The organism is Luteibacter sp. 9135 (assembly GCF_000745005.1).
Classification (GTDB): domain Bacteria; phylum Pseudomonadota; class Gammaproteobacteria; order Xanthomonadales; family Rhodanobacteraceae; genus Luteibacter.
In genome coordinates this window covers 231,394-252,942 of the sequence record NZ_JQNB01000001.1, presented here as the reverse complement: position 1 = coordinate 252,942, position 21,549 = coordinate 231,394, and the positions used below count along the sequence as shown (strand labels likewise).

The window sequence follows — 21,549 nt, the reverse complement described above, 5'->3', positions numbered from 1 at the left end:
TGCAACCTTTTTCGCGCGGGCGGCATCCATCCCTGGTTGCAACCCATCACTGAAGGGGACTCCCCATGCGCCACCTGGTTCTTGCCTCGCTCCTGCTGCTGCCCGCCGTCGCCCTGGCGGACAACGTGCCCTCCTGCGCCTTCCATGCGGACCGCAATCTCGATCTCGACCTCTCGGGCGTGCGCGCCGTGCGCTTCGTGGTCAACTCCTATGATCTGTCCGTCCAGGGTGGATCGGCCGCAGGCAAGGGCACCCTCCGCGGCAAGGCCTGCGGCTCCGACCAGAAGATCGTCGACAACCTGATCGTCACCCAGGAGAAACGCGGCGACACCCTCGTCGTGGAACTGACCGAGAAGGACAAATCGTGGTCGGGCGGCTGGGGCAACCACTACAGCTACCTCAAGGTGGAAGCCACGATTCCCGCCAGCCTGCCGGTGACGGTCGAAGCCGGCTCCGGTGACGTCAAGCTGCGCAGCATCGCCTCGCTGGACGTCGGCGCCGGGTCCGGCGATATCGAGGCATCCGACGTCAAGGGTGCCGTGCATGCACGCATCGGATCGGGCGACGTGAAGGTCGACGGCGCCGGGTCGATGAGCGTGGATTCGGTCGGTTCGGGTGACCTGACGGCCCGCCAAGTCCATGGCGACGTAAGGATCGGCACGGTCGGTTCGGGCGATGCCAAGCTGACCGATGTGGATGGCAGCGTCGACGTGGGGTCGATCGGCTCGGGCGATCTGGGCGTCGATGGCGTAAAGGGCAACCTGACCGTGCGCAAGAAAGGCAGCGGCGACATCGAACAGCACGGCGTCGCCGGCAAGGTGAGCATACCCGTCAGCCACGACGACTGACCTCGGCGCGTCCCGTCGCGTGGTGCACGCGGTGTCGGTCTGTACATCCGGGCGACACCGCGTGACGTTATGATCCCGCCCTCTCCGGCGGAATCCATCCATGACGTGGCTACCCGACTCGTTGCGCAACCTGCGCCGCGACGTGCTCTTTCTTGTCCTACTGGCGGCTGCTCTGGCGTTCGCGGTGGCCCAGCCGTCGCGGATCGCGAGCTGGCCCGGCCTGGTGGACTGGCCGACCATCGCCACCCTCACGGGTCTGCTGATCCTGACCAAGGCCGTGGAACACAGCGGCGCGCTGAACGTCGCCGGCCGCTGGCTGATCGACCGAACCGCCACCCGGCGGATCGCCGCGCTGGGCCTGGTCGCGCTGACCGCCCTGCTGTCGATGCTGCTGACCAACGACGTGTCGTTGTTCGTCATGGTGCCGCTCACCCTCAGCATGTGTCGCATCGCCCGCATGCCGGCGACGCGCCTGGTGATTTTCGAGGCACTGGCCGTGAACGCCGGCTCGATGCTCACCCCGATCGGCAATCCGCAGAACCTTTTCCTGTGGCAGCAATGGGGCAATGGCTTCGGCGGGTTCGTGCTGGCCATGCTTCCCCTGGTGGCCATCGTGCTCGTGCTGTTGCTGGCAGTCACCGCGATGGCGTTTCCCGCCGAGCCGCTGGAAGTGCACGACGGCACCGAGCATGCGGTGGAGCGAGGCCTGCTGGTCACCGCAGGGGTCCTCTACCTGCCGTTCCTGGTGCTGGCGGACCTGCACCACGAGCTGTGGGCGCTGCTGGGCGTGCTGGCCGTTTTCCTGGTGTTCCGCCGCCGCGTGGTGGCCGCGATCGACTGGGGGCTGCTTCTGACCTTCGTGCTGATGTTCATCGACCTGCGCATGCTGGCCGGCCTGGAGACCATCCGTTCGTTCATCGGCGGTCTCGGTCTGGACATTCCGTCGCACCTGTACGCCACGGGTGCGCTGGCCTCGCAGCTGGTCAGCAACGTACCCGCAGCCATCCTGCTGGCAGAGTATTCACACGACTGGCGCACCATCGCGTTCGGCGTGAACGTGGGCGGCTTTGGTTTCGTGCTGGGCTCGCTGGCCAACCTGATCGCCCTGCGCCTGCTGGGCGAGCGTAAGGCCTGGGCCACGTTCCATCTGTGGTCCACGCCTTTCTTCATCGTCGTCGGCCTGATCGGCTGGGCGCTGTTGTAGGAGCGCGCGATGCGCGCGAACCCTCAGGGGCTGGTCCGGCGAATGAAGCCGAACGCCAAATCGAGCGGGCGTTTTAGACGCCCGACAAAGCCGGCTTCATCGGGCGTAACGCCGGCTTGTGCGTCGCGTTCGGCATCGTTCGGCATAGGCATGGTGAGGATTCGCGGACATCGTCCGCTCCTACACGCACACACATGCCGGACGTGATCAGGCCGGCCGGTTTCCCTGCGCGCCGGTGTTGCTGTTGCCTTTATCGTGCGCCTTGATGAAATCGCGCACGTCGGGGTAAACCACTTCGCGCCAGCGGCGGCCGCTGAAGATGCCGTAGTGTCCGGCGCCCTCGATGGTGATGTGCTTCTTGCGCTTCTTCGCAATGCCTTTGCATAGCCCGTGCGCGGCTTCCGTCTGGCCGGCTCCGGAAATGTCGTCCAGTTCACCCTCGATGGTGAGCAGGGCGGTGTCCTTGATCTTCGCCGGTTGCACCAGCTCACCGTGGATTTCCCACGTGCCCTTGGGCAGGCGGTGCTCCTGGAACACGGTCTCGATGGTGTCGAGGTAATATTCCGCCGGCATGTCGAGCACCGCGTTGTATTCGTCGTAGAACTTGCGGTGCTGCTCGGCGTCGTCGAGGTCGCCCTTGCGCAGGTTTTCGTAGAAATCCCAGTGCGACATGACGTGCCGGCTCGGGTTCATGGCGAGGAAGCCGGCGTGCTGCAGGAAGCCCGGATACACCTCGCGGCCCGCGCCAGGGTACTGGTAGGGCACCTTGTGGATCAGCTGGTTGCGAAACCAAGACAGCGGGCGCGTGGTGGCCAGGTTGTCGACGCTGGTCGGACTCTTGCGGGTATCGATCGGGCCGCCCATCAGCGTCAGCGTGGCCGGGGTGGCTTCGCCACGTGCCGCCATCAGCGAGACGGCGGCCAGCACCGGCACGGTGGGCTGGCAGACCGACACCACGTGCGCGCGGTGCACGCCCACGTGACGGATGAACTCCTCGATGTACGCCACGTAGTCCGCCAGTGAGAACGAGCCGGCGTCGAGGGGAATCATGCGGGCGTCCACCCAGTCGGTGATGTACACCTTGTGGTCGCGCAGCAGGGTGCGCACCGTATCGCGCAGCAGCGTGGAGTGGTGGCCCGACAGCGGGGCGACCACGAGCACGGCGGGGTCGTTCTTCATCGTGTCGACCGTGGCCTGGTCGTCCGAGAAGCGCTTGAAACGCTTGAGCGTGCAGAACGGTTTGGCCAGCGCTACCTGTTCCACGATGGCCACGTCATGCCCGTGGGCGTGCACGCTGTGAATGTCGAACTCCGGCTTTTCGTAGGCCTTGCCCAGCCGGAACATCAGTTCGTAACCCGCGGCGGCGCGGTCGGCGCCAGGCATGCGGGCAAACGGGCTGGCGGCATCGCCGAACATCTTCGCGCTCGCCTCGGCCCAGTAGGTCAGCGGGCTGAGCATCGAGCGTTGCCATTCGTGCATGAGATAGAGCATGCCGATTCCGGAAGGGGCGGGGAGGGTGGCGCATCATAACCAGTTGCGCCGCGCCATATGTAAAGCCCCTGTTTTTGCTCGATTTAAGTGGCTGCCTTGCGGCAGACCAGCAGCACTTCGTCGACACCGGGGCCTGGCTCGAAGCCGGGCGTGAAGGACAGCGCCTTCTGGAACCGGACGCCCAGGGGCATGAAAACGCGGTTGTACCACCACATGGCGCGCGCGCGTTGATGAGTCAGGTACCACTGACCCAGGTCGAGCAGCTTCGACGACTTCGGCTGCATGCCGTAGACGGCGCTGCGCTCGATCGTGAAGCCGTGGCGGGCCAGCAGGTCACGGATGGCCTCGGGCTCGTAACGGCGGTAATGCCCGACGAAGTCGTCGAACGCCGTCCAGGCGTCGGGATGCAGCGGTACGGAGATCAGCAGTCGGGCGCCGGGTTCGGCCACGCGCGCCAGCTCGCCCAGCGCCCCCTCGTCATCCACCACGTGTTCCAGGATGTCGAAGGCACAGACGAAGTCGAAGCTGGCGTCACGGAAGGGCAGGGCGCCGATCATGGCGTTGGCCACCCGTGCGCCGTGCCGGCCCAGCTCGGCCAGGGCCGGGCGGCTGAGGTCCACGAACTGGGTGCCTTCCAGGGGCAGCCGTGGGCGCAGGCCCGGGGCGACCTCAAGCCGGCGGGTGGTCTGCGCCGTCAACTCGGCCACCAGCGGCCACGTATTGAAGCGGTCGGGCGAAAACAGCTTGGCCTCGGACCACAGCGCGTCGTAGAAGCGCTTGTTGCTGCCGATCAGGTCGGCGTCGGTCCGCGTGGCCGTCGAGCCCGAGGTGAATGATGCGATGGTCATGCGTTACCTCGGGCGGGACGGGGGTGTCAGCGCAGGCGGGACAGCTCGCGCAGCAGCGGCAGGCGTCTGATGCGTACCGCGGTGGCGCGGAACACGGCGTTGGCCAGCGCGGGTGCCGCCGAGGGTACACCGATCACGCTGGCCCCGGTGGGCTCGGCCATGGACGGCACGATCACGGTTTCCACCTCATAGGGGAGGGGTTGCGTGGCCGCCAAGGGGTAGTCGCGGAAGCCCGTCTGCTGCACCCGGCCATCCTTCACCGTGATGGCCAGGTTGAGCGCGGTGGACAGCGCGTCCATGGTGGCACCCTGCAGCTGGGCCTCGAGGCCCAGCGGATTGATCACGCGCCCGACGTCGGCCACGCAGACGGCACGGTGGATGTCGATGCCTTCGCCCGACGGGGCCACTTCGATGGCATGGGCCACGTAGGCACCGAAAACATACGAACAGGCGATGCCCAGGCCGTTCTCGCTGCGCAGCCAGCGGCTCCAGTCGATTTTCTCGGCGGCCAGTTTCAGCACGTTGGCCAGGCGGGCCGTGTCGATGGGGCCGCCGCGACCGCTGTAGGGCAGCTGGCGCCCTTCGCCCAGCATGCCGAGGCGGAAATCGAGCGGGTTCACCTTCAGCAGGTTGGCGATCTCGTCGATGAAGCTTTCCGACGCGAAGGTGGGCGTGACGTTCGGCGAACCGCGCCACTCGCCGCGTGACAGCTGCGACGGCAGCGGGTACCAGTCGCTGCGGAAGTTCGGCACCAGACCGGCCGGCAGCGCGTCGGCTACCAGTTCGGACTGCCACAGGCGGTTGTCGGGCGTATTGCCGCCCGCCAGCACCGAAGGGCTGGCCATGCGCTGTTGCCAGCCCACGAGGGCTTTCTTGCGATCGATGAAGGCATTCAGACGATGCACGGCCAGCGGACGGTAGTAGTCGTGCGCCAGGTCGTCGTCGCGTGTCCACAGCAGCCGCACCGGGCGGTTGCGGATGGCGTCGTCTTTCTTCGCCAGCGCCACGGCGACGGCCTCGGCGATGTAGTCCTGCTCGAGGCGTCGGCCGAACGCACCGCCGCCACGTGGCACCTGGATGTCGATCTGGTCCGGCCTGAAGCCGGTCATCCGCTGGACCACCGCGTAGGCGGCGCGCGGCGACTGCGTCGCGGCGATGACGGTGATGCTGGTGTCCGGATCGAGGCGGACGACGCAGTTGGGCGTTTCCGCGGTGGCGTGGGCCACCCACGGCTGGAAGTAAGTGGCTTCGAGCGTGCGCGCGGCTTTCTTGCGGATGGCCGCGATGTCGCCGTCGCTGCGCACGGTGCTGGGCGTGGCGGCATCATCGGCGAACAGTTCGAGGGCTTTCTGTTCGAGCGTGTAGCTGTTGGGCTCCGGCGTGGCGCCCGGCTTCCACTTGGCCTTCAGTGCGGCGCGCCCGGACAGGGCGGCCCAGGTGTCGCTCGCCAGGACGGCGATGGCCGGCGCCTGGGGTGTGTCACCGGGCGCCTGGCCCTGCTCCGGCGTGATGTCGATGATGTCGTAGACGCCCTCGACCTTCTTCGCGGCATCGCGATCCGCGCTGTCCAGCGTGCCACCCGGGTACGGGCAGCGCGCCAGCACGGCGACCACGGCATTGCCGACGGTGTCGTCGGCGGTGTAACGCAGTTGTCCGGTGACGGCGGCGCGTGCATCGACATCGCCCGCCGGCTGGCCGATGAGGCGGTACTGGTCGGCCGCCTTCAGCGGCGGCGGGCTGGAGGGCGCATCCACCGACGCGGCCGCAGACGCCAGGTCGGCATACGAGAGGCGGCGACCGTCGCTGGCGATCACCGCGCCGTTCTCGCTGCGCAGCTGGTCGGCGGGCAGGCCGAGCCGCCGCGCGGCGGCCTGTAGCAGCAGCCAGCGGCCGAGCGCGCCGGCCTGGCGCAGATCCGCCCAGGCGGCGGGAATGCTGGTGGCATCGCCGCTGCGCTGGCGTCCGTAGATAAAATCCGGCTCGCCGTTGCCCGATCGCACGCCCAGGCCCAGCGGTTCGACGATCACCTGCGACCAGTCGGCATCCAGTTCCTCGGCGATGATCCGGGCCAGCGAGGTGGCGGTGCCTTCGCCGTTGTCAGGATCGCGCACGCCGATGTACACGCGGCCGTCGGCGGCCACGCGCAGGTAGGGGCCGACCTGCGCCCATGCATCGCCGAGCAGGCCCAGGGGCGGCGGACGATCGAGCGCTTCCGCCGTGCCGATGCCGATGACCAGCGCACCGGCGGTGCCGGCGGCGTACTTGAGGAAGCGGCGACGGGACAGCCGGACTTCGCCGCTCATGCCTTGCCGTCCTTCATCGTGCCGGCCGCGCGCTTGATCGCCTTGCGTATGCGGCCGTAGCTGCCGCAGCGGCAAAGATTGCCGATCTTGTCGATGTCGTCGTCGGAGGGGTTCTTCTGCCGGGAGAGCAGATCCACCGCCGCCATGATCTGGCCCGGCTGGCAGAAGCCGCACATGATCGCGTCCTCGTCGATCCAGGCCTGCTGCACGGGATGCAGCTTGCCGTCCTTGCCGGACAGGCCTTCGACCGTGGTGACGCGCTTGCCGGACAGCTTGGCCATCGGGGTGTGGCAGGCCGCGACGGCGCGACCGTCGACGATTACCGTGCAGAAGCCGCAATCGCCCTGGTCGCAGCCGTACTTGGCGCCGGTGAGGCGAAGTACGTCGCGCAGGTACCACAGCAGCGGCATGGTCTTGTCGCCGGTGTGCCTGTAGCGCTTGTCGTTGACGATGAGGTCGATGCCTTCGCGTACGGGCGTGGGCGCCGGTTGCGCGGCATCCTGCGGGGTGGGAACGGGTACGGGCGACGTCGGACCTTGCTGTGCCATCTGCTTTCCTCAGCTTAACCGGGTCATTGTGGCATCGGTGCCCGTGATCAGCGAGCGAGTTTACTGAACAGGCGTCGCCAGACCGCATAGACGGGCAGGCCTGCGAGCACCACCAGGCAGACGACGCCCGCGCTCAGCGGCTTGTCCAGGGCATAGGCCACCACCACTGCGACCACCGTGGCCATGAAGACCAGCGGCAGCAGCGGATAGGCCGGTGTGGCGAAGGCCGGGCGTTCGCCGCCGTGGCGGCGGTACCAGAACAGCGTGGCGATGGTGACGGCGTAGGCCGCCCAGTCGCCGAACGCGGCAAAGTCCAGCAACTGGCCGTAGTTGGCTCCCAGCACCAGCACGATCGCCCAGGCCGCCAGCGCCATCAGCGCGATATTGGGCGTGCGGTAGCGGGGATGCAGCCGGGCCACGCTGGCGAAGAACAGGCCGTCCTCACCCATGACCTGCAGCACGCGGGCGCCCGCCACCAGGGTGATGTTGCAGAACCCCAGTGTGGACACGGCGATGCCGATGGCGATGACCCGCGCACCGGCTGTGCCGAACACGCGGCTCATGACGTCGGCGGCGGGCGCCTGGCTGGCGGCCAGCCCGTCGTGGCCGAGCACCGCCATATAGGCGTAGTTGGTCAGGACATAGGCGGCGATCACCACCAGCATGCCCAGCACCAGGGCGCGCGGCAGCGTGCGCTGCGGGTCGCGCACCTCACCGGCGAGGTTGTTGAGGTAGCTGAAACCCGAAAAGGCGAACAACACCGGGAGAAGGGCGCTGGCCAGGCTGCCGCTGGTGGGTACGACTCCCGGAGCCAGCGCTTCGGTGTTGCCGACGCCGGCGAAGGCCAGCCCGGTGACGACCAGGGCGGCGATCGCCAGCAGCTTGAGGATGGAGAAGACATTCTGCACCTGGGCGCCGAAGCGGATGCCGAACAGGTTCAGCCCGGTCACGAAGATCAGCGCGCCCACGGCCAGCGGCTTGACCAGGGCCGGCGACAGGCCGAATACCGAGGTGGCATAGGTCCCGAAGATGGTGGCCACCGCCGCGCTGCTGCCGCTGTAGATCACCAGCAGCATGGTCCAGCCGAAGAGGAAACCGGCCAGGCGGCCGAAGGCTTCGCGCAGATAGACGTAGCTGCCGCCGGCCTGGGGGCGCCGTGCGCCCAGTTCCGCATAGCAGAGGCAGCCGATCAGGGTGAGCAAGCCACCGCCGACCCACAGCCCCAGCAGTACCCAGCCGGACGACGTGCGCTGCGCGACGATGCCGGGATTGAGGAAGATGCCACCGCCGATGATGCCGCCGACGACGATGAGGGCGGCATCCATGAGCGTGAGGCGGCGGGCGTAGCCGGGATTTTCCATGTGTCGTGGTCGGGTTCGGGCAAAGACGGGAGGATGGCTTGGGAGGGCGGGTTTGTAAAAGGTTGTTGGTGGCTTGGAGCCTTGGAGCCTTGGGGCCTTGGGGCCTTGGAGCAAGAGCCGGCGGGTAGCCCCCTCGGTGCCACGCCTGCGGCGACCCGTCAAGGAAAGGCCGCTCCGCGGCCGTTTATATATTGCCCTTCGGGCCGGGTCGGGCTTCACCCGGGGATTTTCGATTCGCCATCCATGGCTCAGCGAAAATGGCCGGCCGTCCTGGCCGGCCCCGCTACGCGGCCTTGTCCGTTCGAAGCCCTCGCCTGCGGCTACCGGCCCCGAGGGGGCTACCCGCCGGCTCTTCCCAAGACTGAGGCAGGTTGTTACGCGAGCACCGTAGACGTGCAGGGTACGGCGTCGCCGCTTTGTTGGCTTTTCGCCCACATCGTGGGCTCCTACCCTAGGGGTAGGGCAGCCCGTGAAATATCCAACGCGTGATCCGCCATCTGGGTAGGAGCCGACGATGTCGGCGAACCCTCAACCCATCCAACGCGAACGACGCCATGCGTAACATGAAGCGAGCGTTCCCAGCAACGAAGCGAAACCTGGCTCTTCGCTCTCCCCACACGCAACCTCAGTGTCAGGAAGAGCCGGCGGGTGCCACCCTCGGGGCCGGTAGCCGCAGGCGAGGGATTCGCACAGATCAGGCCCGAAGGGGGCCGGCCAGGACGGCCGGCCGTTTTCGCGAGACAGGGATGTCGAGTCGAAAACCCCTGTGCGAAGCCCGACCCGGCCCGAAGGGCAATCAATAAACGGCCGCGGACGCGGCCTTTCCTTGACGGGTCGCCGTAGGCGTGGCCCCGAGGGTGGCACCCGCCGGCTCTTGCTCCAACAGCCCCCCAGCAGATTGCGTTTTTTCCGTTGCAGCGCAACACTTCGAAGGATATGCCGCCGCATCGGCAACCCGCTTTTCCCACCAGCCCAAAGAGTCCCGTGAGCGAAAACGCAAACGCGCCGTTGCCTGTCAACGCGCCCTGGATCGTCATGAAGTTCGGCGGCACGTCGGTTGCCACGGCCGCACGCTGGCGCAATATCCTCGAGCTGGCCGCCAGCCGTCGCGCCGAGGGCGCGCGCGTGCTGATCGTGGTGTCGGCCCTGTCCGGTATCACCGACGGCCTGAAACAGCTTTGCACGCATCCGGACCCGAAACGCCGCTCGGACGCGGCCTCCGCACTGGCCGATCGCCACCACGCCCTGCTCGCCGAGATGTCGCTGGCGATGCCGGAAACGCTGGGCGCGCGCCTGGCCGACCTGGCCGCGCTGGCCGACGGCGGTGCTGGCGAACTGGGCGAACTGGCCTGGCAGGCGCGCGTGCAGGCGCATGGCGAACTGATGTCCAGCGCGCTGGGGGCGGCTTTCCTCAGCGCCAACGGCCTGCCGACCACCTGGGTGGATGCGCGCGAATGCCTGCATGCGGTGGCCCTGCCCAACCAGAACGAGCGTACCCGCGTGCTCTCGGCCATGATCGAGCCGCACCACGACGCGGCGTTGTCCGCGCGGCTGGCGGCGCGTGGCGAGGTGTTCATTACCCAGGGCTTCATCGCCTGCGATGAGCATGACCGGACCGTGCTGCTCGGCCGCGGTGGCTCGGACACCTCGGCGGCGTATTTCGGCGCGCTGCTGGCGGCGGCCCGCGTGGAAATCTGGACGGACGTGGCCGGCATGTTCACGGCCAATCCCCGGCAGGTGGCCGGCGCGCGCCTGTTGCAGCGCCTGGACTACGAAGAGGCCCAGGAAATCGCTTCCACCGGGGCCAAGGTGCTTCATCCGCGTTGCCTCTCGCCGCTGCGCGAGCCGCGCGTGCCGTTGCTGATCAAGGACACCAACCGGCCGGAGCTGGAAGGCACCTTCATCGGTCCCGAGATCCGCGAGCACGCGCCCAGTATCAAGGCGATCAGTGCCCGCAAGGGCATCACGCTGGTGTCGATGGAATCGGTGGGCATGTGGCAGCAGGTCGGCTTCCTGGCCGATGTGTTCGACGCGTTCCGCCGGCATGGCCTGTCGGTGGACCTGATCGGCTCGGCGGAAACCAACGTCACGGTGTCGCTGGACCCGACCGAGAACCTGCTCGATTCCGACGCCATCGCCGCCCTGGCCGCGGACCTGGCGCGCGTGTGCCGGGTCAAGGTGATCGCGCCCTGCGCGGCGATCACCCTGGTCGGCCGCGGCATGCGTTCCATGCTGCACAAGCTGTCCGGCGTGCTGGCGGAGTTCGGCCAGCTGCGCGTGCACCTCATCTCGCAGTCGTCGAACAACCTCAACCTGACCTTCGTGGTCGACGAAGACGTGGTCGACGCCATGCTGCCGCGGCTGCACGAACTGCTGATCGGTGCCGGTGCCCTGCGCACGGACGACAGCATGGTGTTCGGTCCGTCGTGGCAGGCCCTCTACGGTGCCGGCGACCAGGCCCTGCCGGCCGCCGCATGGTGGCAGGCCGAGCGCCTGCGACTGGTGGAACTGGCCACGCAGCGCACGCCGCGTTACGTCTACCACCTGCCCACGGTGCGCGCCCAGGCGCGTCGGGTGAAGTCGCTGCAGGCCGTGGATCGCGTGCATTACGCGGTCAAGGCCAACACCCATCCCGGCATCCTCAAGGTACTGGCCGAGGAAGGCTTCGCCTTCGAATGCGTATCGCCGGGGGAACTGGCGGCGGTGTCGGCGGCGGTGCCGGAAAGTACGCCACTGTTGTTCACCCCCAACTTCGCTTCACGCCGCGATTTTGAAAGTGCCGTGCGCACGCGCGCCACTGTCACGATCGACGCGCTGTATCCGATCGAGCACTGGAGCGACCTGTTCGCCGGGCGCGAGATCATGCTGCGCGTGGACCTGGGTCGCGGCCTGGGCCACCACGACAAGGTGAAGACGGGCGGCACCGGCAGCAAGTTCGGCGTGCCTATCGAGCAGGTGGACCGTTTTCTGCGCCTGGCCGACGCGGCCGGCGCGCGCGTGATCGGCCTGCATGCGCACCTGGGCTCGGGCATTCTCGATGCCGCGCACTGGGGCGAGGTGTACTCGCAACTGGCGGCCTTGGCGGAACGTATAGGCACCATCACCGTGCTGAACATCGGCGGCGGCCTGGGCGTGCCTTCGCACCCGGGCGAAACGGCGCTGGACATGGCCGCACTGGATCGCGTGCTGACGTCCGTGCACCAGGCCTACCCGCAGTTCCAGCTGTGGATGGAGCCCGGCCGCTACCTCGTCGCCGATGCCGGCGTGCTGCTGGCGCGGGTGACGCAGGAGAAGGAGAAGGGCGCGAACGTGCGCTACCTGGGCCTGGATACCGGCATGAACAGCCTGATCCGCCCCGCGCTGTACGACGCCTGGCACGAGATAGTCAACCTTACGCGCCATGGTGAGCCGGCTACGACGATGTACCAGGTGGTCGGCCCCATCTGCGAGTCTGGCGACATCCTCGGTTCGGACCGGCGGCTGCCGGAGTCTAGGGAAGACGATGTGATCCTGGTGGCGCAGGGCGGTGCCTACGGGGCCGTCATGTCGTCGCGTTACAACCTGCGCGACGAAGCCGACGAGGTACTGCTGCCGTGACCGCCACGCCCAACGATCCCCGCGGCAGCGCCAGCTTCCGATTTGTCCGCCACACCTTCGCCGATGGGGTGGCGGAGCTGGTCTATGCCTTCGATGATGGCGTGGAGCTCATCGAGCGGGTGACCTTCCCCGGCGCGCCCACCGTGCCGGCGGAACGCGAGGCCGCATTCGCCGCGGCCCTTCGCCTGCTGCACATCGTGGCCGGCGTCAGCTATTACAAAGCGGGTATCCCGCCGTCCATCGTCGTCGAGGGCCCGCCGCTGGACGAAGCCACGGCCAGCCTGGCCGATGCGTTGTACCTGCACGGCCTGGCCGAGTTCGCCTACCGCAACCGGCTCGACCTGCGCGGCCGCATCGCCTTTCCGTTCGAGCGTTCGGTGCACCGTGCAGCGCCAGCGGTCGGCTTGCCGGCGCGATCGCTGCTGCCCATCGGCGGCGGCAAGGATTCGGTGGTGGCCGTCGAGGCGGTGAAGTCGATCGGCGGCGACGCCACGGCGGCATGGGTGGGCAATTCCCCGCTCATCGCCGAATGCGCGGCACGCACGGGTCTGTCCACCCTCAACGTCTCACGCGAACTGGCGCACGGCTTGTTTGAACTCAATCGCCTGGGTGCCTGGAACGGGCACATCCCGGTGACGGCGATCAATTCGGCCATCCTCACGCTGGCCGCGCTGCTGTACGGCTACGACTCCATCGTGTTCGCCAACGAGCGGTCCGCCTCGGTGGCCACGCTGGAATACGACGGGCAGGAAGTGAACCACCAGTGGAGCAAGGGCTACGGCTTCGAGAAGACCTTCCACGATTACCTGCATTCGCACGTGGCCGCGGATCTGGACTACTGCTCGCTCCTGCGGCCGTGGTCGGAACTGGCCGTGACCAGCGCGTTCGCGCGACTGGGTACGGGTTACTTCGACGTGTTCTCCAGCTGCAATCGCAACTTCCGCATCCTCGGCCCGAAACCGGCGGATCGCTGGTGCGGGCAATGCCCCAAATGCCATTTCGTGTTCCTGGCGCTGGCGCCGTTCCTGGCCAAGCCGAGGCTGGTGTCGATCTTCGGCCGCAACCTGCTCGACGACGACGCGCTGGCCGGGGCCTTCGATGCCCTGCTCGAATACAAGGACCACAAGCCGTTCGAGTGCGTCGGCGAGGGCGCCGAGGCGCGTGCCGCGCTGGCCTCGCTGGCCGAGCGTCCCGAGTGGCGCGAGGACGCACTGGTCTCGCGTTTCCGCCGCGAGATCCTGCCGCAGCTGGATCCGGGCGAACTGGCCCTGGAACCATGGCTGCAACCCGGCGCCTCGCATCTGGTGCCGGAGCGCCTGTTGGGAGCGCTGGATGCGTTGGGCTGAGCTGGCGGGGCAACGGGTCGCTGTCTGGGGCTTCGGGCGCGAGGGTCGCGCGGCGCTGAACGCGCTGGCGCGGCACCTGCCCGGCCAGGCCATCGACTTGCACTGCATGGTCGACGAAGCCGATGCGGCGCGCGCGGCGTTCCCGTCCGTGGTTGTGTACACCGGTGCCCCTGACGCCGACACGCTTGCCGGCTATGACGTCGTGATCAAGTCGCCGGGCATCTCGGCCTATCTGCCCGAGTTGATTGCCGCGCGTGAACGCGGCACGCGCTTCACCTCCGGTACGGCGCTCTGGTTTGGCGCTCATGCCGATGCGCGCACGATCGCAGTGACCGGCACCAAGGGCAAGAGCACCACCAGCGCGCTGCTGGCCCACCTGGCCCGGGCTCTCGGTGTGCGTACGGCGCTGGCGGGGAACATCGGCCTGCCGTTGCTCGAACTCGACGAGGTTAGCGCCGACCTGTGGGTGATCGAACTGTCCAGTTTCCAGACGGCCGAAGCGAGCGGTGTCGACCTCGGCGTCGTAACCAGCCTGTACGAGGAACACCTCGACTGGCATGGCTCGCGCGAGCGCTATGTCGACGACAAGCTTCGCTTGCTCGCCGCGTCCAAGGCGGTGCTGGTCAACGCCGCGCAACCATCGCTGCTCGCCCGTGCCGCGGATCACGCCCATCCGCACACCTTCGGCGATGTCGACGGCTGGCACGTCGCCGACGGAATGATCCGTCGGGGCGCCGAGGATATCGTGCCCGCTTCGACGGTCACGGCGCCGGGCCTGCACAACGCCATGAACGCGTGTGCCGCGCTGGCTGCGCTTGAACTGATGGGCCACGATGCCCGCGCGGCGGCGCCCGCGCTCGCCCGTTTCGTGCCGCTACCTCATCGCCTGCAACCGCTCGGTGAGCGCGATGGCCTTCGCTGGATCAACGACTCGATCAGTACGACGCCGCTGGCCAGCCTGGCCGCGCTGGACAGCATCGGGGCGCAACGTGTCGCCTTGATCGTCGGCGGTCATGACCGCGGTCTGGACTGGACGCCGTTTATCGAGGCGCTCCGGCGGCATGCCGAGGCGCCGACGGCGATCGTCTGTCAGGGGGCGAACGGTCCGCGCATCGCGGATGCGCTGGACGCGGCGGGTATCGCGCACGTCCATCGCGCCACCGACCTCGCGGCAGCCGTGGGCGCGGCACGTAGCGCCCTCGACGGTGAGGGTTGCGTGCTGCTTTCGCCCGGTGCACCCAGCTTCGATCAGTTTCGGGATTACGTGGAGCGGGGTAGGCGCTTTGCGGCGCTGGGCGGGTTTGAGCCTGACACGACATCCATCCAGGGACTGGGCGTCATATGACGCGCGTACACCGGCAGCCGCGCCTGCTGGGAGGTGCGGCTGCCGGCGGTCCCGGGTTTAGCGGAAACCGTAGCGCCCGAGATTGAAGCTGCCCCATGGCAGCCATGTCGAGTTGTTGATGTTGCCGTTGATGAAAGCGTCCTGCTCCGACTCGAAATAGCCGGCATTGCCCAGTACGCCGGTGACGGTGCACACCACCGTGTTGATATCGCCGATATTCAACGTGTCATGGACCTTGTCCATAAGACCCAGGAAGGCGCTGCGTTGCTCCGGGGGCGGTAATTCGAAGTCGAATGGGGCGGGGTAGCCCTCTTCGATGCTGGAAAATACGCGTGCCCCGGCCGGGCGTGCCGGCGGCCGCACCTCTTCGATCTGCTCGAGAGAACCGAACCCTTCGGCGGAACTCGGCCGATAGGCGCTCGCGCGTGAACGAAACACCGAGCGGGCGCCGCTTGCCCTGAAACGCGACGCCGCCACGGCGACACGGTGATAGGCATTCCTGGCCACCGCCATGCCGGACCGCCCGATTTTCATCGCAAACTCGCCTACCTTCTTCGCGAGCGAAGCCACGCCGCCGGCGATGGTGAATCCCAGCGACACCCAGCCAAGAATCGCGGCCAGTTCCGGGTTGGTGTCGGAGACGAGGACTGCAGCGATGGCCGTGGCTGACGCGACGATCGCCATGCCGACGAGGGCGGCCGTGAGCAGAAGGGAAGCACCTCCGGTGGCAATGGCGGTCAGTACGCCCAGCGCGCTCCAGATGATTGTGCCAATGAGCGCTCCTTCGCTGCCCAGGCCGAGAGGACCAGGCAGGGAGCTACCCCATTGGGCGCGCAATCCACGGTTCACGGAACCAGAACCTACCGCCATATGCCCGCTGGGGTCTTGCCAGTTCACGGGATCGCCTTTGCCATAGCCGTATGCATTGGGACCGCCCCGGCCAAACGGACTCCAGTCGTCCGGCGCGTGAAAACGCATGCTCGTCGGGTCGTACGATCGATAGCCCTGTCCGAGCGGGTACTGATCGTTCTCGACGTCCCGGTATTCGCCATTGAAGCCCAATAATGAATCCGGCTCGTCCGATGTGTGCGCACCATACGCGGAGTAGGCATGATGCTTCATGGCTTTCGCTGTTGCGTCGTAAGTAACCAGGACCGTGCCATCCACGTCCCGCAGTTCGAAAAGCGTTCGCTCTACGCCAGAGCGCTTCACTCGCTGCACAGTGCAGGCGGCACTACCGGGCTCCAGCTGGCGCCCGCTTCCATCAGCGCCGTATTCCCCGCGCACCTGCATGCCGTCGTAGACAATTTGCCGAGTCTCATTGCCTGTCCCCGTGGTCGCGATACGGTCCATTGCGTCGTAGCCGTAATAACGCGAACCAGCCTGCGTCAGGCGGCCCAGCCAGTCGTAGCTGTATGTCTTCCCCAATGCATCTCGGGTCACTCGCCCATTCGCGTCGTATTCCAGCTTGGCCGACGGTTTGTAATCTGCATGATCGTGCTCGACCCTATCAAGGCGGCTCGCGGTTGCTTCGTCATAACTGTATATGCTGCGGCAGATTGCGCCCTCGAACCTGCTTTCGCACCGAATTATGTTGCCCAGGCCGTCGTAGGAAAAGATCTGCTTGTCGATCAACTTGCCTTTGGGGTTGTGGGGTCTCCAGGCGCCTGTCGTCTCGCAAGTCTCGAGTCGGCCGTGCGGCGTATAGCCGTAGCTGCGTTTGCCTTTGCTGACGTTGCCATCACTCAGCTCGGTGAATTTCACGCGGCCATCGGGGTAGTAACGACGATCAAGCGTGAGATCGAATCCGTTGGCGAGTTGAAATCGACGCTGAGCTTCGCGACCAGATGCATCGTAGGTGAAGCTTACAGCTATCTCGTTTGCCTCAACCTTTATGGTTTCTTTTAGGGGTCTGCCCTGGTTGTCGTAATCGTGGGTTGTTACCAGATCGCCGGCGACGGTGCGCGTCCGTCGACCCATGGCATCGTACTCGTATGTAACCACCTTGCCCCTCGCATCGGTCTCGTTAAGCAGGCGGCCAGCGGGCGTCCAGATACGTTTTAAGGTTGTCTCTGAACCTTTTTGCACTTGAGACCGGGCTGCGATCACCCTCTTGTGCAGGTCATGGTCGCAGACAAGCAATGCCTCACCCTCGCTGGCTTTCGACATGCGATCAGCTCCATGCATGTAAATGAACGACTTTACTTGGCTTTGATCCGCGCCGCAGATCTTGGTCACGCGGTTTCCAAGCTCCTTGCTGTACCGATAGGTGAGGACCTTTCCGTCGGCGGTCGATTTCGAATCCGGCACGGTATTGGCGCCGGTGTAGCTGTATGCCTCCGTGATTCCCGCGCGGGTCGTTGAGGTGATCCGGCCCCACGCGTCGAATGTCCGCGCTCCAAGTGTCCTTGTCTTGCCGTCGAATTCAACTTCGATTTTTCTAGGCTGATCGCTTAGCCAGTTTTCGGGGTATTCGTAGGAAAACGTGTGCGACTTGCCGCTGCTGAAGTGCTCTTCGGTGATGGTTCTTCCAGCCGGATCGTAAGCGTAGAACACGCTAGCCGCACCGTTGGATATGTGATGGATCTTGCCGGCACTATCGAAATCGTAGCTTTCTTCCCGATGGGTGTTGCCATCGGTATCCAGCCATTCGATTTTTTTAACCGTATCGTCGTAAAGGTACGTCGTGCGCTTGCGTTCGTTCTCTGTCGCACTATCTTTCCATTCCTCTCGTACACGTCGGACTGGATCGTACTGATTGAATGTCGTACGTCCATCGTTGAATGACTGACTGCATTCATTGCCCCAATCGTCGTAGCCGAAATCGCAGCTCACAACGAGCTGTGTACCGTCAGCCAGGTAATCGTATTGACTCGACGATTTCTTGCGGCCGAGCGCATCGTAGGTGACCGACCTCATGTCGCGCCATGCTGCCGCGGTCGGGCACCAGATTTGTTCGCTTACCGTGTTGTCCCGGCCGTCCGATTCGATGGCTCGCTTCTGCCCATCCGGCTCGGTTATCTCAACACGGCCGGCTCCGGGGTAGGCATATGCCGTCGTCTGCCTGTAGATGTCGCTTTGCGCGCATTCAGTTTGCGATGATAGCCGGCCGTACGTGTCATAGGTGTAGATCGTCTCGTTGCCATCCGTGTCGACCTGACGTATCAGTCGACCGCTGAGGATGCTGCGGGCTTCCAAAGACGTTCGCGATACATCCTCTACGGCTTCTGTCGTGGTCGTCGTCAAGACCACTCCGTTTTTATCGATGGTGTAGTCGAATATCACCTGCTGGACGGTCGACTCGATGAATGCCCCTTCGTCGCTGGCGTTTCCATGCCGCACGCCGCGTTGTCGACCTTTCCGAAAGTCATCGCCGCTGAAGTAGTCGATTTCCTGGCGGAGCAATGCCGGCGTAGAGTATTCGACTTTTTTGGTAATGGAGAAGGAGTGGAGTTTTCTACGATTGAGACCAGTTATCGTCTCATAGGTATACGATTTTTTCAGGAGAGGAAACATTCTTGCCGCAAGTTGTTTTGCTTGGCCTACGCGAGATCGCGTGCGGAGCAAACTGATAGCACCACCGTCGGCAAGGGATTCAGCAATGTCTCCGGGCTCTTGGGCGCGCATTGCGCCGGACTGTTCAGAGGCCAGATAGATGTGCCGGAAGCGTTCTTCGCGTGACGCACTGTTGGCTGCCGACTGGTACGTGAAACAGGAGATGGCACCTCCATCCATTTTTAGTACAAGCCCGTTTTTCGTGATGGAATCGATACTGAACTCGCGAGCCTTTCCGTCGTACAGGGTTTGGATGAGCCTACTGGTGTCGGCGCTATGCGAATTGTAATACGAGCCAAAAAACTTGACCCGTTTATGTATTCCCTGAATCATTGCATCTACAAACATTTGGTGCTCGCTAGTGTAGATGTGGGCGATGAGTCGCCCGGTGTTGCGTATCTCGGTCTGGTATCCACGGGAGGCAGTGAATCCGACATTTTCTCGCGAGGCATTTTCACTCCGGAAGTACTTGTAGCTGTCGACCACCTTCTCGCCCCCCGCCCGCGGCGTCACCGTATGCGTATTCACCGCCGGCAAGGCCGACAGCTTCGGGTTGTCCTTGAATGTCAGCCCGTTGTCCGCGTATTCCACGTCTTCCTTCAAGCCTTCGAACGTCTCCACCGCAGTGAGCAGCCAGCCGCAGGTTGGGTGCTCGAGATAGCCGAATGTCGTCTTTGTCCCTTCCGGCGCGGTCACCGATTGCAGCGCGACATCCTTGATGTCCAGCACGAACTGCAGCGTTTCATTCGTTCCCGGCCAGAAGGTCAGCGTGACCTTGGCGGGTGACGTCTCGTCAGGACCATAGCCGACCTCGAGCAGCGTGCGATCGGGATCGCGGATGCCGGTCAGGCGGACCTGGTGATGGGTGTCCTTGCCGACGGTCTGCGCCACCGTCGCCCAGGTGAAGTCGAGATAGCGATAGCCGTCGGTGGTCAGCCGCGCGGGCACCCAGACCCGGCCGGCTTCGGGCTTCCTCAGCGTTTCCACACGGCCGTCCTTGCGCTCGACCGTGAGCGTGTTGCCGCCGTCGGACCAGGTGATCATCACCGCGGGGGTGATGAGGTCCTTGCCTTTCTCCACCCGCATCGCCTCACCGGTGTGCAGGGTGAGGTCGCTGTTCTTTTCGTACCAGGTGGTGAAGGCGAACGACCAGCCGTCACCCAGCGCGGCGTGGTTGTTGACCACCGGTGAGTAGTAAAGGCTCAGGTCCACCACCGGGCCGTAGCCCACATTGCCGGTCACCGAGGGCAAGGGTACGTGCGCCTCGAACAGGCCCGTGCGCGCATCCACGTGCGTGCGCTTGTCCGTGGTGATGTTGAAGATCGCGTCGTTCTGATTGTCGCAGGGGTCCATCCCCATGGCGTTGTGGTCCATGCCGTTCTCCCGGTTCGTCCTGAGTGGGTAAATCCATGGCGCATGGCCGTAACGAGCATCCTTGCGCGTCTTTGCAGTCTGCTCTCGACGGTTGCCGTGCAGTAATAGAACTTAGGTTGTAGGGGAGGTTGTCCGTGAACGCGTGCGCCGGAAGCGCCGATGCTTGCCGATCAGTCGGTCGACGCGGCCAGCAGCGTGCCGACCACGGCCGAAAGTGCCGCGTAAAGTTCCGGTGGCACGTCGTCGCGTAGGCGTACGGCGGCCAGCAACGTGGCGACCTGCGGGTCCAGGTGCGGGGCGAGGCCCATGGCCTGCGCACGCTCAAGCATCGCCTTCACGCCGTCGGCGTCCACGCGTTCGTTCTTGCCGCTGCTGGTGGGCGTGGCGAGCCGCAGCGTGACGCTGCGTCGCGGTGAAGGCAGGGCTTGGTTCATGCGCGCGCTTCGAGAAGGACAGCGCTATAGGCGCTGGTGGGCACGGGCAGGCCATGCATGCAGGAGAAATGATCGAGTTGGAGGCCGCTCTTCTCCATCACGCGGCGTAGCGAAACAAATTCGTTTTCCAGGCGTGCCGCCGTCGGTCCGTGGTCGGCCCACAGGCGTACGGACACCCGTGGCGCGCGCAACTGGATTTCGCCCTGCACCGCGCCGAGGGTCGGCGGGTCGATGGCGAAGCCGATGGTCCACAGACCTTCCGGCTCGCCCGGGCCGGCCTTGCCTTCCTCGATGCGCAACTGGAGCACGTCATAGCCGCGCACGCCGGCCAGGGGTACTTCGACCATCCACACCCCGGCCTGAGGGTGCGACTCCAGCTGGGCGATTTCCACTCGCGACAGCGCGGCGCGGGTATCCGTGCGCAGCTGGCTGACCAGGGTATCGACGTCGCCTTCGGTAATGGCCAGGTCGTCGGCACGCGCCTGTGCCACCAGCGCGCGCTGTGCGAGCGGCGGAGGCGTGTCGCTGAGCGGACGGGGCAGGGCACCGAGAGGGCCTTTACCGGTACCCATGGCCAGCGTCCCGCCCATGCCGGCGGCAAGGCCGGGCGCACGGGTGGGGGGCAGGTCGGCCAGCACCCGGCGCAGCACCATCAGCGCGGCCTTGAAGTCGTCGGAGGCCGGCAGTTCGGCATGCGGCTCGGCCAGCTGGGATTCCAGGAAGACACCGCTACGGGCGATGGCTTCCTTCATGCCCGTCGGCGTGCCGACATCGTCGGGGCGGCTGATCGAGGCTTCCAGTGTGGCGAGGGCCGCGCGTAGCGGTGCGGGAAGCGACCGGGCAACCGGGCTGCGGGCCAGCGCGGCCAGCGCGCCGAGCAGCGGGGCATAGCCGTTCTGTTGCGGAAGGCGCTCGCGCAGGCCCTGCAAGGCCACGCGTTCGTCGGTCGGCGCGAGCAGCACTTCCAGTTGCGGCTGCGTGCCCTGGGTGAGTACCCTCACCTGGAACTGCGAGGGCAGTTGCGTACCCGTCGTGTCGGCCTCGACCGTCATGCCGCCGATATCCAGCAGCAGCTTGCCGACGTCGTTCTGCCCGACCACGCGCGCCGTGAGTAACGTGCCCACCCGCCATGCGTCGACGGCGGCGGTGGTGCCCGCGGCCGCACCGGCCCAGAGCTGGGCGGCGACGCTGGTTGGCTGGATGATCAAGGCAGGTACTCCCGCGGGCCTGGACGAACCCCGGTCGGGGCTCGCTCCTGTAGTGAGGGGATCGGCGGAAACCCGCGGAACTTTAGG

At 65.9% G+C, this 21,549-nt stretch carries 13 protein-coding genes; 5 read left to right on the top strand and 8 right to left on the bottom strand.

Features of this window, described 5'->3' with window-relative positions; all coding sequences use genetic code 11:
- Positions 1–65: 65 nt before the first annotated feature.
- Positions 66–848 (top strand): DUF4097 family beta strand repeat-containing protein, encoded by a 783-nt coding sequence (locus FA89_RS01140; RefSeq protein WP_036137334.1) that lies wholly within the window; start codon positions 66–68, stop codon positions 846–848.
- Positions 849–948: 100 nt separating this feature from the next.
- On the top strand, positions 949–2,052 hold the full coding sequence (locus FA89_RS01135) for an SLC13 family permease (RefSeq protein WP_036137331.1): 1,104 nt from the start codon (positions 949–951) through the stop codon (positions 2,050–2,052).
- 207 nt (positions 2,053–2,259) lie between these two features.
- Here the strand turns inward: FA89_RS01135 and FA89_RS01130 are convergent, their stop codons facing one another.
- From FA89_RS01130 to FA89_RS01110, 5 genes are all read right to left on the bottom strand, one after another.
- The gene (locus FA89_RS01130) at positions 2,260–3,543 is read right to left on the bottom strand and encodes a polyhydroxyalkanoate depolymerase (protein WP_051938442.1); all 1,284 of its coding nucleotides are present in this window, start codon (positions 3,541–3,543) and stop codon (positions 2,260–2,262) included.
- A gap of 83 nt (positions 3,544–3,626) precedes the next feature.
- A complete protein-coding gene (locus tag FA89_RS01125) occupies positions 3,627–4,391 on the bottom strand; it encodes a class I SAM-dependent methyltransferase (RefSeq protein WP_036137328.1) in 765 nt (254 codons plus the stop codon).
- Positions 4,392–4,417: 26 nt separating this feature from the next.
- Positions 4,418–6,694, bottom strand: coding sequence for a xanthine dehydrogenase family protein molybdopterin-binding subunit (locus FA89_RS01120; protein WP_036137325.1), 2,277 nt, complete (start codon positions 6,692–6,694; stop codon positions 4,418–4,420).
- Complete coding sequence (locus tag FA89_RS01115; RefSeq protein ID WP_081916297.1) at positions 6,691–7,242, bottom strand: (2Fe-2S)-binding protein; 552 nt, start codon at positions 7,240–7,242, stop codon at positions 6,691–6,693. The genes FA89_RS01120 and FA89_RS01115 overlap by 4 nt, the downstream gene beginning before the upstream one ends.
- 47 nt (positions 7,243–7,289) lie before the next feature.
- Positions 7,290–8,603 (bottom strand): APC family permease, encoded by a 1,314-nt coding sequence (locus tag FA89_RS01110; RefSeq protein WP_036137323.1) that lies wholly within the window; start codon positions 8,601–8,603, stop codon positions 7,290–7,292.
- Positions 8,604–9,638: 1,035 nt separating this feature from the next.
- Between FA89_RS01110 and FA89_RS01105 the strand changes: the two genes are divergently transcribed.
- The 3 genes from FA89_RS01105 to murD are packed head-to-tail and all read left to right on the top strand — an operon-like array spanning position 9,639 to position 14,891.
- Positions 9,639–12,200: a bifunctional aspartate kinase/diaminopimelate decarboxylase gene (locus tag FA89_RS01105; RefSeq protein WP_036137322.1), complete on the top strand. Its 2,562-nt coding sequence runs from the start codon at positions 9,639–9,641 to the stop codon at positions 12,198–12,200.
- Complete coding sequence (gene murL, locus FA89_RS01100; RefSeq protein WP_036137321.1) at positions 12,197–13,546, top strand: UDP-N-acetyl-alpha-D-muramoyl-L-alanyl-L-glutamate epimerase; 1,350 nt, start codon at positions 12,197–12,199, stop codon at positions 13,544–13,546. Before FA89_RS01105 ends, murL begins: the two co-directional genes overlap by 4 nt.
- Positions 13,533–14,891: a UDP-N-acetylmuramoyl-L-alanine--D-glutamate ligase gene (gene murD / locus FA89_RS01095; protein ID WP_036137320.1), complete on the top strand. Its 1,359-nt coding sequence runs from the start codon at positions 13,533–13,535 to the stop codon at positions 14,889–14,891. Before murL ends, murD begins: the two co-directional genes overlap by 14 nt.
- A 57-nt stretch (positions 14,892–14,948) precedes the next feature.
- On the opposite strand, the gene FA89_RS01090 is transcribed toward murD, so the two are convergent.
- From FA89_RS01090 to fliK, 3 genes are all read right to left on the bottom strand, one after another.
- A complete protein-coding gene (locus tag FA89_RS01090) occupies positions 14,949–19,820 on the bottom strand; it encodes an RHS repeat-associated core domain-containing protein (protein WP_036137319.1) in 4,872 nt (1,623 codons plus the stop codon).
- A gap of 170 nt (positions 19,821–19,990) precedes the next feature.
- Positions 19,991–20,254 carry a hypothetical protein gene (locus FA89_RS01085; protein ID WP_036137318.1) on the bottom strand — a complete coding sequence of 88 codons (264 nt, stop codon included), beginning with the start codon at positions 20,252–20,254 and terminating at the stop codon, positions 19,991–19,993.
- Complete coding sequence (gene fliK / locus FA89_RS01080) at positions 20,251–21,462, bottom strand: flagellar hook-length control protein FliK (RefSeq protein ID WP_036137317.1); 1,212 nt, start codon at positions 21,460–21,462, stop codon at positions 20,251–20,253. Before fliK ends, FA89_RS01085 begins: the two co-directional genes overlap by 4 nt.
- Positions 21,463–21,549: the final 87 nt, after the last annotated feature.